Raw genomic sequence first — 16,435 nt, 5'->3', positions numbered from 1 at the left:
TTCGACATTTCTGATCTCCTTCTCGTCGAAGATCAGCAGACTGCAAATCGTAGCTTATGTCAGTGTCCGAATTTCGGGGGGTAGCTCAGATCAAGATGAATCCGCGCCTTTCAATTCAATGTCGGCTCATGTGCAGGAACGCGGGTCTTGACAGGCTCAATGCAAGGTTATGGGTAAAACCGGCACTCTTATGCTCCAATGACAACAAGCATCCGAAATCCGCTCAGCTACAGCCGGAGGTTCCGCCACAGGTGTTGCATTTCAGGCAGGTTCCATTGCGGACCAGCGTATAGTTGCCGCATTCGCCGCAGGGGTCGCCCTCGTATCCCTGCATCTTCGCCTTGGCGCGGGGGTCGATGCTGGCCGCGCCGATCGCAAAGCTGGAAGTGCTTTCTGCAAAACCACTTACACGGGTTTCCGCAACCAAAGTGTTCAGCGCCAGCGGATCGGAGGATCCGATACCGCCCTGAAGCATCACCAGATCCTGCGGCAGACGTTTGCGCAGATAGCCTGTTGAACTGATCGACTTGAGCAGCTCCACCGATTTGGATGCCGCCGCCTCGGACACCTGGTCGATGTTGCGCTTGCCTTCGTCGTCGCCCCTGCCCAGATCGTCGAAGGCATGGCCCTTGGGTGCCACATGGGCCAGATCGGTGCGGTCGAGATAGGAAATGGCAAGTTCGCGGAAGATATAGTCGAGGATCGAGGTCGCCGTCTTGATGGAATCATTGCCCTGAACCATCCCGGCAGGTTCAAAGCGGGTGAAGGTGAACGCCTCGACGAACTCTTCCAGCGGTACGCCATATTGCAGGCCGACCGACACCGCGATGGCGAAGTTGTTCATCATGGCGCGGAACCCCGCACCTTCCTTGTGCATGTCGATGAAGATCTCGCCAAGCCGTCCGTCACCATATTCGCCGGTGCGGACATAGACCTTGTGCCCGCCGACGATGGCCTTCTGGGTATAGCCCTTGCGACGCTCGGGCAGCTTTTCACGGTGGGACTTGATGATTTCCTTGATGATCACCTTTTCGACGATCTTTTCGGCGATGACCTGCGCCTTTTCCTGCTGGCTGCCGGTGGCAAGGATGTCCTCGGCCTCCTCGTCATCCTCGACCAGGGCCGATGCCAGCGGCTGCGACAGTTTCGATCCGTCGCGGTAGATCGCATTCGCCTTGATGCCCAGGGAATGCGACAGTTCGTAGGCGGCCAGAACTTCGGCAATGCTGGCGCTGTTGGGCATGTTGATCGTCTTGGAAATCGCGCCCGAGATAAAGGACTGCGCGGCGGCCATCATGTGGATGTGGCTGCCGACCGACAGGAAGCGCTTGCCCTTTTTCCCGCAGGGATTGGCGCAGTCAAACACCGGCAGATGTTCGGCCTTCAGATGCGGGGCGCCTTCCAGCGTCATCGTTCCGCAGACATGGTCGTTCGCGGCGTCGATCTGGGCTTTAGAAAAGCCAAGATGCCTGAGCAGTTCGAACGTCGGGTCGGCCAGCTTTTCGGCAGGAATCCCCAGCGTCCCCTGACAGAAATCCGCCCCCAGCGTCCACTGGTTGAAGACAAAGCGGATGTCGAATGCGGTGGGCAGCGCGGCCTCGACCTTGGCGATCTCGGTGGCGCCGAAGCCATGGCCCAGCAGCGCGGTATGGTTCACGCCCGGCGCCTGACCCAGCGAGCCATGGCCGACCGCATAGGCGGTGATTTCCGCGATCTGCGCCGGGGTATAGCCCAGCTTTTCCAGCGCGGCCGGGACCGACTGGTTGATGATCTTGAAATAGCCGCCGCCGGCCAGCTTCTTGAACTTCACCAGCGCGAAATCGGGCTCGATCCCGGTGGTGTCGCAATCCATCACCAGACCGATGGTGCCGGTCGGGGCAATCACGGTGGCCTGTGCGTTGCGGAAGCCGTGCTTTTCGCCCAAGGCAAGTGCCTCGTCCCAGGCGGATCGGGCCAGTGCCACAAGTCGCGGATCGGGACAGGTCGCATGATCGAGCGCGACGGGGGCAACGTTGACCCCCTCGAACCGGCCGGAGGCATGTGCCGCCGCGCGGTGGTTGCGGATGACGCGCAGCATGTGATCGCGGTTGCGGGCATAGCCGGGGAAGGCGCCCAGCTCGCTCGCCATCTCGGCCGAGGTGGCATAGGCAACGCCGGTCATCAGCGCGGTCAGCGCACCGCACAGGGCGCGTCCTTCGGCGCTGTCATAGCCCAGACCCATGTTCATCAACAGGCCGCCGATATTGGCATAGCCAAGGCCCAGCGTGCGGTAGTCATAGCTGCGCTGCGCGATTTCCTTCGACGGGAACTGCGCCATCAGAACCGAGATTTCCAGCGTCACCGTCCACAGGCGGGTGGCGTGGATATAGGCGTCGGCATCGAAGCGGTCATTGCGGAAAAAGGTCAGCAGGTTCATCGACGCCAGGTTGCAGGCGGTATCGTCGAGGAACATGTATTCGCTGCACGGGTTCGAGCCGCGGATCTGCCCGTCTTCGGGGCAGGTGTGCCATGCGTTCACCGTATCGTGGAACTGGATGCCGGGATCGGCGCAGGCCCAGGCGGCGTGGCCGACCTGATCCCACAAGTCGCGCGCCTTGACGGTTTTCGAGACCTGCCCGTCGGTGCGGCGCAGCAGCGCCCAGTCGGCATCGTCGCGCACCGCCGACAGGAAGGCATCGGTCACGCGGACCGAATTGTTGGAATTCTGCCCCGAAACGCTGGCATAGGCATCGCTGTCCCAGTCGGTGTCATAGGTCGGGAATTCGATGCTGGTGAAGCCCTGCCGCGCATATTGCAGCACGCGGTTGGTATAGGTGTCGGGGATCATCGCGCGTCTGGCGGCCTTCAGCGCGGCTTTCAGCGCCGGGTTCCTGGCCGGGTCCACCGCATCCTGGGTGCTGCCGTCCCACTGGCGGATCGCGGCGAAAATCTCGTTCAGCCGCGCCTCATGCGCCTTGGAGCCGGCCACCATGCTGGCGACCTTCTGTTCCTCGATGACCTTCCAGTTGATGAAGGCCTCGATGTCGGGGTGATCCATGTCGCAGATCACCATCTTGGCCGCGCGCCGCGTGGTGCCGCCCGACTTGATCGCCCCTGCCGCGCGGTCGCCGATTTTCAGAAAGCCCATCAGGCCGGACGACTTGCCCCCGCCCGACAGCCGCTCGCCTTCGCCCCGCAGGGAGGAGAAATTGGTGCCGGTGCCCGAGCCGTATTTGAACAACCGCGCCTCGCGGACCCACAGGTCCATGATGCCACCCTCGTTGACCAGATCGTCCGAGACCGACTGGATGAAGCATGCATGGGGCTGGGGATGTTCATAGGCGCTGTCGGATTTCACCAGCTTGCCGCTTTTGTGGTCGACGTAGAAATGCCCCTGCGAGGGGCCGTCGATGCCATAGGCCCAGTGCAGGCCGGTGTTGAACCATTGCGGGCTGTTCGGCGCAGCCATCTGGCGGGCCAGCATGTAGCGCATTTCATCGTAATAGGCGCGGGCGTCGGCTTCGGTGGTGAAATAGCCACCCTTCCAGCCCCAATAGGCCCATGCGCCTGCAAGACGGTCGAACACCTGGCGGGCGCTGGTTTCACCGACGATCCGCTCGTGATCCGGCAATGCGGCCAGCGCCGCATCATCCGCGACAGAGCGCCACAGAAACGCGGGCACACCCTTTTCGGACACTTTCTTGAGACGCGCGGGAACCCCGGCCTTGCGGAAGTATTTCTGTGCCAGAACGTCCGAGGCAACCTGGCTCCAGCCCGCAGGCACCTCGACCGCCTCGTTGCGGAACACCACTGTACCGTCGGGATTGCGGATTTCCGACGTGGTGGTGGTGAACGACAAAGCCCCATAGGCGCCGGTCGCTTCCGAGGTGAACTTCCGCTCGATCTTCATCTGCCTCGTGTCTCCTGTCCCTGCGGCCCGTTGAGGCGGCCGCTTGCTGGTCCGTCATCTGCCGCCGAGACGCATGGTCGCGCGCCCTGCGGTCAAATCGCCACAAAGCCGAACGCCAGCCGGCATTCTCGCACTTCATTATCCCATGACAGAGGGGCCACTAGATGTAGTGCCTGCATGGCGCCCGCAGTCAAACTGTCGCAAAGCAAGGGTTCTCGCAACGGGTTTTTTTGGCCTGCCGACGGATTATCGCCTTGACCTCTTTGGTGCCCGATGCGCGGCAAAGGGCAGAACAGACCACCGAGTCTGAGGACAAGTCTGGGGATGGTTTTGGGAAAGTTCCGGTTTCCTCAACGCCAGTGCGGGGTTGCGCGATTGGGCTCAGACGCTGCCTCAACGCGCCAGAACAAGGTCTGCCTTCAATCCGCCCAGCGTCGGGCCATCGCCCAGTCGCAGGGTTCCGCCATGGCTGCGCGCGACCTCGGCCGCAATCGACAGCCCAAGGCCCACGCCGCCGCCCCGATTGGGGTTGCGCGCAGAATCGAGTCGCGTGAACGGGCGCAACGCCTCGTCCCGCCGGTCAGCGGCGATTCCCGGCCCATCGTCCTCGACGGTGATGGTCAGGAACGCATCGGTCCAGGACAGCGAGACTTCGCAGCAATCGGCGTGACGTCCGGCATTGTTGATCAGGTTCTCCACCGCCCGCGCGACCGAGTCGGGGCGCATCTGCACCGGCGGACAAATGGGGCCGGGCCGCAATTCCACACGCAGCCCCGCCCGCCGCGCCCTGGCCACAACGCCCGAGATCAGCGCGAAGGGATCGACGGATACGGGTTGTTCCATCGTATCGCCGCGCGCAAAGGCCAGGAAGGCATCAAGCATCCGTTCCATATCGGACAGATCCTGCAACAGGGCGTCCACCTCGGGGGAGGGGTCCAGCATCGACAGTTCCAAGCGCATCCGGGTCAGCGGTGTGCGCAGATCGTGGCTGACGCCCGACAGCATCAGTGTCCGCTGCTCGATCTGGCGTTCTATCCGCGCGCGCATCGCCAGAAAGGCAGAGCCCGCCGCACGCACCTCGGACGCGCCCCTGGGCCGATAGGGCACCGTTCGCCCTTTGCCAAAGGCTTCGGCAGCATCCGCAAGCCGCTTGATCGGCCGCAGTTGGTTGCGCAGAAAGGCATAGGCGATCACGGTCAGCAGAATGCTGGCAAAGACCATCAGCACCAGAAGCTGATGCGGGTTCGAGGCGGAAACCCGTGCCCGGTTGATGCGCACGTCCAATGCCGCCGGCCCGGTGCCGAACCGCACCAGCACCTCGCGCCGATAGGTCTGGACATCCACGCCCTGAACATCGTCCAACCCGTCGCGCAGCACGCGCTGGACGACACGCCCGGAAAAATCCCACAGATCGCGCAGATCCCGCACCGGCACGGTCCCGGCCGGTTCGATCCTGACATCCAGCGGTTCGGCCATGGCCCGCGCAGCGTCAACGCCCTGGACGCTGGCCGTCTGCTGCAACAGCCGCAGTTCCAGCACGATGCTGGAGGTCATCTGTTCCGTGACGCCTTCGAAATGGCGCTGGATGAAGGCCACAGAGACAAGAAGCTGAATCGTGACGATCGGCACGATCAGGATCAGCGCCGCTCGACCGTAGAGACTTCTGGGCAGCAAGGAGCGGATGCGGAACGCCATCCGCGCAGCATAGGCCGCCGCGCCGCCTGCGGCAACGGTGTCAGAGCTCGCTCGGCAGCCGGTCCAGCGCGCGGCGTGCGGCCTCGGGCACCTGGTCGCCGTCACCGATGCCGATCTGTCGCGCCAGCCGCAGCAGATCGGAACCGTTGCCGGTAAAGCGGTCCAGCACGATATTGGACAGGCGGGCCGTGCCCTGCATCTGCCGTCGGGTCAGGATGGTCACGCCATTGTAGTACCGGGTCGATCCGTTCAACCCGTATTCGAAGAAGGTGAAGCTCAGGACATTTTCCGATCCGGTCGAGCACAGCAGCGAAACCCCGTCGAAATGCTGCATGAACACCCCCCAGTAGGGCACCTTGCGCGAGAATCGCTTGGTTCCGCGGCGAACAGGCTGGGGGTAGATGTCAAAGGACTTCAACATCTTCACGCTGTCGACCGTATGCACCTGCCACAGGCCGGTCACATATTTTCCAGGATTCGAAAAGGACTTGCGCCAGAACCGATAGATCCCGTCGGGCATGAGGTAGTGGTCAAAGGGCCGGGCGTCGGGCGGCATGGCAATGTCGCGCAGTCGCAGCGCCGCTCTCAGCCGCCAGTCGGCCCGGATGGTTTCGATCGGCTCCAGCAGGATGCGCGCATCGACTTCGAAATGGGCGCAGATGCGTTGCAGGATGTCAGGGCGCGGAAACGCCTCGCCGGCCAGATAGCGGTTGAATTGTGTGCGGTTGATCCCGATCCGGCGGCACAGATCCGAAATGGACGACTCGGCCGAACACAGCGCGCGCAGATTGCGGCCAAAGACCGCGCGGATATCTGCCGGAGACGGCTGCTGCGATGGAGAACGGGGCATCTCTGCTACCTTGAATTGAAACCAGACAAGCACTTACACGCAGACCTGACGCGGATAAGCGTCGCACTGTCACTATTTCAAACGTCCGAGCCGGGATCTGTCACATTCCCGCGTCGAATGCCAGCAGTTCCGCGCAGCCGGTGACACATCAACCGATCTGGCCCACACCGTCCAGAAGGGTATCCTGATCTTGCAAGGGTTGCCCTGCCATCGACCGGCCAGGATCGCCCCGACAGACACAGGAGCGTAGGATGGACGGTGTGGTGATCTATGTGGCCAAGGATAGATCCAGGGCGATCATCTGGTGCAGCGACCACGGACCGCTCGGACTGGCCCGCAAAGATGCGATGCCGCGCAACGCCACCATCACCGTCGGGGATTTCGTGCAGTTTGATGCGACCGATGACGGGGACATGCGGCTTTGCGGTCGCCTGACCCCGGTGCCGGGGGCGTCGATGGCCGGGCTCCCCGATCTGTTGCGCGGCGAGGCGCAGGCTCGCCGCCGCCGTGCGCATCTGTCGGTTGTTCCGAAAGTCGCACCACCCGCGAAAGAGTTCGCAACCGATCGGCATTGCGGTTAAAGTCCGAGGCTCCGGAAACTGCAATCGACAGGGGCCAATGGCCGATCATTCAGAATCTCGACTGCGTGCAGGCAAGCCTGTCTGGCTTGAGCCAGGCGTTCGCCGGGTGCTTGCGCCGAATCCCTCGCCTTTGACCGGGCCGGGAACCAACAGTTATATCCTGGGCGAAGGGCGCGTGGCGCTGATTGACCCCGGACCTGACAATGACGCGCATCTTGATGCCCTGCTGGCGGCGCTTGCGCCGGGCGAGCGCGTCGAGATGATCCTGGTGACCCATGCCCATCACGACCATTCCGAACTCGCGGCCCGGCTGGCGGCCCGCGTGGCGGCGCCGGTGGTGGCATTCGGCGATGCGCGCGCGGGCCTGAATCCGGCGTTTTCGGGGTTTGGGGATCTTGGTGGCGGCGAAGGCGCCGACCACGGCTTTCGCCCCGATGAAACGGTTGCCGACGGTGCCGTGGTGCATGGCCCGGACTGGAAGCTCGAGGTCATCCATACGCCGGGCCACTTCGGGAACCATATCTGCCTGTCCTGGAACGAGGCGATGTTTTCTGGCGATCAGGCCATGGGCTGGGCGACCAGCATCGTGTCGCCTCCTGACGGCGATATGACGGCCTATATGGCCTCCATGGACCGCCTGATCGCGCGGGCGCCGGACAGGCTCTATCCCGGCCATGGCGCAGAAGTGTCCGACGGCCTGTCCCGTCTGCATGAACTGATCGCCCATCGCCGGGGGCGTGAGGCGCAAATCCTTGCCGCCCTCGCGCAGGAAGGCGGCACCGCAAGCGAACTTGCCACGCGCATCTACACCGATATACCCCTTGGGCTTATTCCGGCCGCAACCCGGAACGTTATCGCCCATCTCCTTGATCTGGAAGCCAGATCCCGCGCCATCGCCTCGGGGCCAAGCCGCCTGACGGCACGCTGGCGCCTTGCGTGAAAAAAAACGCGGCGGGGCGGAAAAAATCTTTCGAAAGGTTCTGGACGCCCCCCGAAACCATAGCTATACACCCCCACGTGTTCCGGCGTAGCTCAGCGGTAGAGCAGTTGACTGTTAATCAATTGGTCGTAGGTTCGATCCCTACCGCCGGAGCCAAATCTTCATCAAGTCTATGATAAGTTTGGCACATTTTGGAAACTTCCAGAAAGTGCCATACTAAGGTGCCATACCTGATGCACCGCAGTGAAATTCCCGCGTTCCGGAAAACGGAACCAAGATGGGTATCACAGACTTCGTATTCAGACGCGGCGCATCCTATGTCTGGCGCCGCCGCCTTCCCAGATCTTTGGGCGGCGCCCTCCTTCAGGTCAGCCTTCGCACCAATGAGCCGTTGATCGCGCGCCGCATTGCGGCGAAGGTCACCGTCGCAAGCAACAACCTGTTCGAGCGCATGACCACGACCAACCTCACCCGCGAAAATGCCCGTAAACTGCTCGAGCAGGTGATCCGCGAGGAAATAGATCGAATCCAGCGGCGCAAGATCGTTGAGAGCGACGAAGCCGGAGAAAACGCCTGGGAGGTCAACCAGAGTCATGACCGCATGGCGGCCAAGGCTTATCGCCTGCTGGCCGAACGCGGCAGGTCGGCAGCACTGACGGCTGCCGAGCACGAAGCGATGACCTCCGGGAGTGGAACGGAAACTGATCTGGCCAGACTGGACCGCTATCTTGATCTGTTTCGCCAGGACTACTGGTCCGACACGCGTATGAGGCGGATCGCAGCCCTTTTGCGTGACCGGCTGGAAATTCCATCGCCATCAGCCGTGGATCTCGTCCAAGGGCGTCAGATACTCTTGCGCGGGCGGGCAGCGGCGCATCAGCTTATGGTCGACCGCGCGGGCGCAGACATGGACGAGGCTGATGCGCTTGCGGCCGAGATCCTCGATGAGCATTTTTCGGAGAGGTTCTGCCGGCCGGGACAGGCCCAACCTGTAGCAGATGCCTTCCCTGCTCCCGCCAATCCCGCGCCCATCGCTCCCGAAGCGGGCATGCAACCGTCGGCGTCCGCAGCAGCGCCTCTGGCTGTCCCGCCGATGTTCGATCCCGATTTTGTTACGGTTGCCGAGAGGCTCCTCGCATCAAGGGGCGAAAACATCGGTGACGATACCGCCAAGCAGATGTTGGGGATTGCCCGTCTCTTCACCGAAGCCAGTGGCATCACTGATATCCGCGAGTTCAGACAAGGCCACCTCGCCAGATTTGTCGAGATGCTGCGGGTTTTGCCAAAGACTTACCGTAAAAGTCCGAAGGATCGGAACAAGTCCCTGGCCGAGATCCTTCAGGACGGCCGCAAGCTGCCCGCAGACAAAAAGGGCATGTCGGAATCGACGATCAACCGCAATCTCGGTTACCTGCAGCAATTCTTCAGACAGGGTCGCAGCGAAGGCCTTGAGGTCAGCCAGACCATCGACATCGGCCTTCTTCGCGTCAAGGAGACCATGCGTGATCGCGACAAGCGCATTCCCTACACCGAAAGCGAGGTCCTCACCATTTTCCAGAACCCGGTCTGGCACGGATCGAAGTCGGCCAAACGGCAGCGGTTCCCCGGCACTGTCCTGTGCAAGAACAGCCTGTTCTGGGTGCCGCTGATCTGTGCATTGTCTGGCGCCCGCCGTGAGGAAATTGCCGGCCTGCAGGTCAGCGAAATCGCGGAATTCGATGGCATCTGGTGCTACGATCTGGACGACAACGTGAACCGAACGCTGAAAACGCCAAGCTCGAAACGGCTGGTGCCCATTCACAGCCACGTTCTGGAACTGGGTTTCCTCGAATATCGAGCCGGGCTGATCAAGAAGGGGAAGCACGACCTCTTCCATGATCTCAAACCGGCGAACGACGTAGAGTCGTTCGGCGATGGCCTCGACTACATGTGGCGGCAGGTTGTTAAGCAGCAACTCAACGCGCTGCCACCACGCAAGACATTTCACTCGCTGCGCCACTACGTCATCAATGTGCTCAAACGAAAGCCGGGAATCGATAAGCAGGTGCTGCGGGACGTCGTTGGGCACGTCGGAGAGGATGTCCACGATGAGGTCTACGGGGAATCCATGCCGGTAGATGCCAAACAACGGGTGGTAGAATTGCTGCCGAAGATCGTGATTTAGATCGGCGGTATCCTTGTCTGCCGAGGGATGCCTCCCATTTCTCGTCGAGGATGGTTGCCGCCAGATTTTCATGGATACGCTTGAGGGAGAGCAACCAGCACGCGCGCGGGCCGCCATCAAGAAACGCTCTATTGAGCGGCGGCTGCGAGTTTTCCTCTGACAAGCCTAACATATCCGTAGATCAGATGGTGACCAGCAATCAGTAATCCTGCCCACCTGAGCGCCTTGGTTTGAGGTGCCTCACCAACTTTGAGGATTGGCGTCATTCGAAGAACTCTATCCATTCTGCATCGGTAATCTCCCCGACCATATCGGCATGGGCCTTCTCGACGGCCAGCATCTGGAAAGCGCGGGTCCGATAGGCTTCGGCGGTTTTCTCGCTGCGCTGTCCGCAAGCCCGCATGGCAAGGTCCACGCCACGCGACCCCAAGCGTCCAAATTCATCGTGGAGTTTCGTCCGGGCCGCATGATTTCCGGTGCCCATAACCTGGCTCCAGAGATGACTGACGTATCGTGCGTGCGGCACCCGGCCGTCGTAAGTCACAAACAGATGACGCTTTTTCCGGAAGCAGGAATCGCGCAAATCCTGCAAATGCTCCACCGCCGCACCTTGCAGGATCATTTGATCGATGAAAAACCCGAAAAGCGGCAGGATTGGTGCGGTATAACGCCGCCTATCCTTCGAAAGCACGAGATCGAAACGATACACCTGTCCGTCCCATGTGATTTCCTTGCCGAACCTCATCACAGTATCGGCAACTCGGAGCGGAAATGGGCAGAACAATGTAATCGCAACGGCCGCATTGCGCCTGAACTGTGCCTGTTTCGCATTCTTTGTTCTTTCGGATGCCCCCAACAGGTCAAAGGCCATACCGAAGACATCCTCGTAGGTGGGCAGTGCCAGCACCTTGGATTCCTTGATTGGCGTGTATCCACTGGCCCGCCGCTCATGATACCGCACCCTCTCCGCGAGATGCGTCAGCACAGCATCCGGTGCGCCGATATATCGCGCGAACTCGCCCACCTGACGGATGGCCGATTTGAGCGTCACGGGAGACAGCAGCCGTTCTCTGCCGAACAGCGATCGTTCGTAGGCAATCGCCGCCTCAACGCTCATCTCTTCCGGAATTCCGGCCTCACGCGCCGCCAGAACAAACTCGCACACCTTCGTGCGCGTGGTCACCTGCATCGACGGCACGGGTGCGGGTTGGCGTTTGCCTTCGATGCAGGCGAGCCCCGGCATGCCCTCGGCCATCCGCTCCAGAGCCGCCCTCCAGGAATCTGGCAACTCCTCAGGATACACCGAAAATTTCCGGGCGCGCGTCTTGTAGGCGGCATACTTCGTGGCGGCCGGTTGAACCTTTTCTGCGATCAGGGCATCGATCTCGCGCAGAAGCGGATGGCCATCGAAGATCGCCCACATACCGCGGCGCATGCTCTGCAGTTTGGTGACGCCCCATTGCTCCAGCAGGCGAGACAGCGGCGGCGCGGCAGCCCCGCTCTGGCAGGTCGCATACAGGCTGAGGAACGTGTTCAGGTCATGAAGCTCCTGGGCGGCGATCCGACCGTCGAGAAGCATCGGCCCGATATCCTCACCGCGCAGATCCCCCCAATGTTCTGCGCGGAAAATCTCGCAAATCCGGGCAATCCCCCACCCGGTGGTCGGGATCCTGTCACCCATGGATATCCCCATCACCCTTGAGGCGGAAACCCGCCTGCCTGGCCACTTCGGCCTGAACATTCACCATTTCCGCATCGTGATCGATCCAGGCGTAATAGGTCCTGACGGTGGCCGGAGAGTTACACAACAGACGCGCCGCGCCGCTGTAGTCCCCCGGGCGGCTGCGCAGCCACAACGACGCAAGGCCATGCCGATAGTTGTGCGGCGACATCGGAATGCCGAGATCCCGCGCATGATGCTGGAGCCAGTTGCGCAAAGACCTATCGCTGATCCTCTGCCCTTTATACCCAGGAAACAGGTATTCGGAACGGCTCGCCCAGGGAACCCTGGGCCGGATGTGCTCGAGATACCACTCGACGACCTCCAAGCCACGCGTAGGTCCCTCCGCCAGATGCGCATTGATGTCGACCCGGTTTTTGACCGCCTCTTTCGGAATCTGAAGCCTGGCCTTTTGGCGGGCGCGCTGCGGCAACACGAGATTCGGACGCGGCCCCAGATGACGCAGGCTCCGCATATTCTCGATACGAAGCGGTATCCCCCACAAAGCGATCGCCGAATAGGCGGCCAACATGCCGAACTGGACAATGTGCTCCTCTGTAAAGCCGGTCACCGGCTCCTCTCCCGCCAGGATCCTTTCGGCATGCTCTTTGAAACGCAGGTGCATCGACCTGAAGATCATCTCCTTTCTCCGATCCCGCAGCAGCGCGACGCAGAAATCCCGTGTCTCCCGCGGCATTGTTTTCTGCTCTTCGCGTCCCTTCTTCAGCGTCGCGTTGTTTTGCATGCTGTCTTTCATGAAATCCACCGGAACACCGAGCACGGATCCGAGGATCATCCAAACACCGACATATTGGCGCAGACTGCGGGCGGTGATCTTGCGTGCCGGATCCGTCTCCCGGCTTAACGCCCGGACAACCTTGTAGAAGACATCCTCCGCTAAAGCCTGCGTCAGGTCATGGCAATCGCGCGGGATGATGTCATGGGCGACCGCTGTCCCCAGATACTTGCGCAGGGCCGCGCGCCTGACCGCCAGCGTCTCAGGTGCGAGGCGGTCGTTCCAAACCTCTTCGATCGGATCATAAGAGCCGGATACGCTTTTCTCGATCAGGCTGTCCGCCAGACGCGCCAGGGGTTCAGGCAATTCGTATTGCTTCGCGCGGCGGGCCTGCGCCGACATCGGCAGCGTCTCCATTGGCAGCATCGCGGCGATTTCCGGAGACAGAGACGCCATGATATGGAGGGTCTTAAGCGCCCGCCGAACAGAGGCCCGCCGGGCAACAGGCAAGTGATCTGCAAGACCGGCAAGCCATTCCTCGGTCAGGGCGTTGGGGTCAACCGCGGCCTTACGCGCCTCGTCGGCCAGCACATGCACCGGGATCAGCATCTTCGGAGAACGGCCGGTGCCCACCCCCACCTGAAGGCTCGCGATGTCGATCAGGTGAGACCATATATCCCGAAGCTCACGGCGCTCCCTACTCGCATCCGCCTCTCCATGGAATCTGCGCAGCACGCCGACGATTTTGCCCGACCAACGCAACCATGCATCATATGTCCGGAAATGCTCGGCGGGATAGCGGTTCTGTTTCTGGCGCGGATCGAACAGGTCCGCATCCGCAGCGACGTCGCGCAGGCTGTTGACGCCGAAGATTTCTGGAATGCGCGCGATTTGGGCTTTGTAGTCGATGATGGTCGCATGAGCGTAGGGATGCGTGGTCTGGATCCAGATCAGAACATCCTGCATGTTTTTGGCCCCGTCATGCATCACGGGATACAACGGCGCGGGCGGGGTAGGAAAGCTGTGCTTCATTGTTCGCTATTTCCAGGTTTGTCGATTGATTTCAGAGGAATGACAAACACCCGTGGCTTTTCCCGCGCCGAAAGAGGCCGGGTGTTCGTCATATTTTTCGTTGTTTTCAGATGTGTTCGTTGTTGTGTTATGCGCCCCTCTGAAGCTCGGGTTTCGCATTCTTTAGGGTAAGCCCCATCGGCCCCAACGGACCACGACGCCGCACGAGCCACGGCTCTGGCGCGGAGCGGTTGATCCATGAATGGATGTGAAGCGGCAGGTATCTGCGGACACGCTCACCGAGGTCCACGTGTTCCGGAAGATTCCATTTCCGATCGAAGCCGTTACCGGCCCGCCGGATCGTATGGCTGGTCACATTGACCATCTCCGCCACCTGATCGACGGTAAACAGCGGCCTTTGCATGACCGCCACCATATCAATCGGGACGTGATCGATGCCCCACATTCGACGCCAAAGATCGACCAGATCAACACGGTCGCCGGGAAGCTCCCGACACTGGATCGCTTCGATATAGGCCGTGACCACACGAGTGGACGCCACCAGATGGCGTTTCAGATCACTGCGCGTGACCGGGTGCGTAGAGGCATATATCGAAGCGCGGTGTCCCATAGACCATTCTATAGGAACCGGATTTCTCGAATGCTCGGATTATTTTCGTTTTCTCGAAATTATTTTAGAGCGCCAGATATATCTCTTGAAGTTCAATGTGTTGAATTAATTTTTCCGAACCCCGCATGGAGGAAATGTAGGCCAACTTGCGGCATATTTTTATGGAGACGGTCAGGTTTCACATATCGCAGACTATGGATGAAGCAGATAATGGCGACGGGAAGGAGCCCTACAGTGCAAGGTAAAACCGTTTCCTGGCTGCTAACCTGCCCTATCTGGTCCGCGACCTGATCGGGCATGGGTGCGGCGCCATCATCATCGGAAACATTGTCATACGAAGTTAGGCTTAGGACTTCGATAATGGCGGCGTCCCAGTCAAACGGTTTTGCGCATATATCATGTGCCGCCGGAGCGCCCGACCTTGTTCTTTGAGCAAGTGATCTGCTTCCCTTTTCGGCAGCCTTCGTCTGAGATCGACACGGGTGCATGCTTCAGGCCGCAATACCGTTTTCGGTTACACAGCCGATCAGCTGTCAGAGGTCCAGAGCGGCCGCCGTCCCCGCCAGGAGGGCTCGGATTTCGGGGCAGACAGGGGTTCGCCGAACCGCGCCCAGAACCCGGATTTTCGTCCGTGATCGGTGCGGAGCTTCGCGCGATACGCCTCATGAGCATCGAAATCGACAGGACGCGCAGGATCCGCATCCGCCCCGGCAGCAAGCAGATCAAGCTGGCGCAGATACTTCGCCCCGTGCCCATAAGCCTTGGATCGCGCTCGACCCAGGATATCGTCGAGAAGGGCCCGGAACAGAATGCTCGCCGCCAGCGGTTGCTCATGCTGCAGCTGTTCCGCAACCTCGGGCAGGATGTGCCAGTCACGGCCCTGCCATTCCGCATGCCTCGCCACAACAAGCTGAGCCGCCAGATCCCGGCGCTGCCATGCGAGAAGGAAGTTCAGCGCGGCCATGGTGTCCGGATGCTCCAAGGCCAAGGTCATGGCCCGCTCTTCCGCCTCCATATCCTCGAAATCCGGTAGCATCTTCAGATGCGCCCGCAGCAGGGCCGGTGCGAGCGTGTCGCGGAAGCGGTCCCACAGGAGTGCCAGCGCCTCCGGCATGCGGTCCAGCGCCCGCAATATCCGCGCCTCGAGTTCGGACTGCCGAACCAGAGGGCTGCGATCCGGCGGATCCTCGTCCTCACCCTCGATACCGAAGGGCCGCAGATGCGTTTGGGGGCCTCCGCGCCGCACCCAGTCGAGCGCCTCGGCGGGTCGCTCCGCATCCAGCAAGCGGCGCGCGATATCGAGCGTGTCGCGATCCCTTTCTGGCTTTTCCGTCTCAATGAGGATCAGCCGGTCCAGATCGCCGGATGCGGCCGCGATCATCTGCCGGATCTCCCGCCATTGCCTGGTCATTGAATGGAACCAGCGCTCCCGCGCGCGCTGGCCTGCCTCATCCGAGTCACGCTCGGCGATCCTTTCAGAAAGGTCGACATCCCAAGCGGCCAGCACCTCGGACGGGAGATGCGGCACAACCCGTTCGGCAACCGGCTTCAGGTATCCGTGTTCCGTCTCGCCAAGCGCGACCATGATGAACTGCGGCAGATCCGTGGCTGAAAGCCGGGCAGAAACCGGACCCGTGGCCTCTATGGCCTCCCAGTAGATGTCCTGGAGTTTGCCGGAGGAATCGTCGACACGCTGGAAGACCTGGTCGTGGGTCGCGATGAAGCGGATCAGCCGCGATGCCCCGAGATCGGCATCGGCCGGGCAAAGCTCCTTGACGATGCTGTCGCACAGCCCCTGCAGATCACCCTGGAAGGCGCGCGCCTTGTCCCAATCGATGAAGGCGCGCGCCCGCTCAAGCCCCGAGAGCCGCCGGTCGATCAGCTTCGCGATGGCCTCCGGTCCGGTTTTGCCGGCAAGCGCCGCATTCACGCGCCGCTTGAAACCGGCATTCGCCTGCGCCTCATCGAGGACGAGTTCGGCCAGCTTTTCCGCGCCGAGGGCGGTAAGGGATTCCGTGGAGAGGGCTGGTTTGCGGGCCATGGGACTTTCCGGGCGCAACGGGTCGTGGTTTGATGTGGGATGAGACGCGGGTGAGCGATAGATATGGGTGCAATGGATTCACGCTCACGCCTTGGGAGGCTTGCGGATGGATATTCAAGACGGCGGCGGCAAAAAGATCAAGCGCCGCCGGGGAAATACCCTGGAGAACTGGGAAAT

Annotated in this window: 10 protein-coding genes and 1 tRNA gene; 4 read left to right on the top strand and 7 right to left on the bottom strand. The window is 61.3% G+C overall.

From position 1 onward, the window contains the following. Positions 1-223: 223 nt before the first annotated feature. The 3 genes from BW970_RS04480 to BW970_RS04470 form a co-directional block, all read right to left on the bottom strand. Positions 224-3,889, bottom strand: a complete 3,666-nt coding sequence (locus BW970_RS04480) for a vitamin B12-dependent ribonucleotide reductase (protein ID WP_076529057.1) — start codon at positions 3,887-3,889, stop codon at positions 224-226. Between the two features lie 393 nt (positions 3,890-4,282). Further along, positions 4,283-5,584 carry an ATP-binding protein gene (locus BW970_RS04475; protein ID WP_076529056.1) on the bottom strand — a complete coding sequence of 434 codons (1,302 nt, stop codon included), beginning with the start codon at positions 5,582-5,584 and terminating at the stop codon, positions 4,283-4,285. A gap of 40 nt (positions 5,585-5,624) precedes the next feature. Then, complete coding sequence (locus BW970_RS04470; protein WP_076529054.1) at positions 5,625-6,434, bottom strand: helix-turn-helix domain-containing protein; 810 nt, start codon at positions 6,432-6,434, stop codon at positions 5,625-5,627. Between the two features lie 251 nt (positions 6,435-6,685). Here BW970_RS04470 and BW970_RS04465 point away from each other — a divergent pair, with 251 nt between their 5' ends. The 4 genes from BW970_RS04465 to BW970_RS04450 all read left to right on the top strand — a co-directional run bounded on the left by BW970_RS04465 (position 6,686) and on the right by BW970_RS04450 (position 10,119). Continuing rightward, entirely contained in the window at positions 6,686-7,015 is a 330-nt protein-coding gene (locus BW970_RS04465) for a hypothetical protein (RefSeq protein ID WP_076529052.1), read from the top strand. A 37-nt stretch (positions 7,016-7,052) separates the two neighbouring features. Continuing rightward, on the top strand, positions 7,053-7,955 hold the full coding sequence (locus BW970_RS04460) for an MBL fold metallo-hydrolase (protein ID WP_076529050.1): 903 nt from the start codon (positions 7,053-7,055) through the stop codon (positions 7,953-7,955). 81 nt (positions 7,956-8,036) lie between these two features. Then, positions 8,037-8,111 (top strand) — tRNA-Asn (locus tag BW970_RS04455). Positions 8,112-8,232: 121 nt separating this feature from the next. After that, positions 8,233-10,119: a site-specific integrase gene (locus BW970_RS04450; RefSeq protein ID WP_076529048.1), complete on the top strand. Its 1,887-nt coding sequence runs from the start codon at positions 8,233-8,235 to the stop codon at positions 10,117-10,119. 262 nt (positions 10,120-10,381) lie between these two features. Here the strand turns inward: BW970_RS04450 and BW970_RS04445 are convergent, their stop codons facing one another. The 4 genes from BW970_RS04445 to BW970_RS04430 all read right to left on the bottom strand — a co-directional run bounded on the left by BW970_RS04445 (position 10,382) and on the right by BW970_RS04430 (position 16,258). Next, entirely contained in the window at positions 10,382-11,800 is a 1,419-nt protein-coding gene (locus BW970_RS04445; protein WP_076529046.1) for a hypothetical protein, read from the bottom strand. Continuing rightward, on the bottom strand, positions 11,793-13,607 hold the full coding sequence (locus BW970_RS04440; protein WP_083701117.1) for a site-specific integrase: 1,815 nt from the start codon (positions 13,605-13,607) through the stop codon (positions 11,793-11,795). Before BW970_RS04440 ends, BW970_RS04445 begins: the two co-directional genes overlap by 8 nt. A gap of 127 nt (positions 13,608-13,734) precedes the next feature. Then, positions 13,735-14,217 carry a hypothetical protein gene (locus tag BW970_RS04435; protein WP_076529041.1) on the bottom strand — a complete coding sequence of 161 codons (483 nt, stop codon included), beginning with the start codon at positions 14,215-14,217 and terminating at the stop codon, positions 13,735-13,737. Between the two features lie 526 nt (positions 14,218-14,743). After that, positions 14,744-16,258, bottom strand: a complete 1,515-nt coding sequence (locus BW970_RS04430; RefSeq protein ID WP_076529039.1) for a DUF6880 family protein — start codon at positions 16,256-16,258, stop codon at positions 14,744-14,746. Positions 16,259-16,435: the final 177 nt, after the last annotated feature.

Origin of the sequence: Gemmobacter megaterium, from assembly GCF_900156815.1 — a bacterium.
GTDB lineage: Bacteria > Pseudomonadota > Alphaproteobacteria > Rhodobacterales > Rhodobacteraceae > Wagnerdoeblera > Wagnerdoeblera megaterium.
Note: the sequence above shows the minus strand (reverse complement) of the source record. Positions and strands in the feature narration are given on the sequence as shown.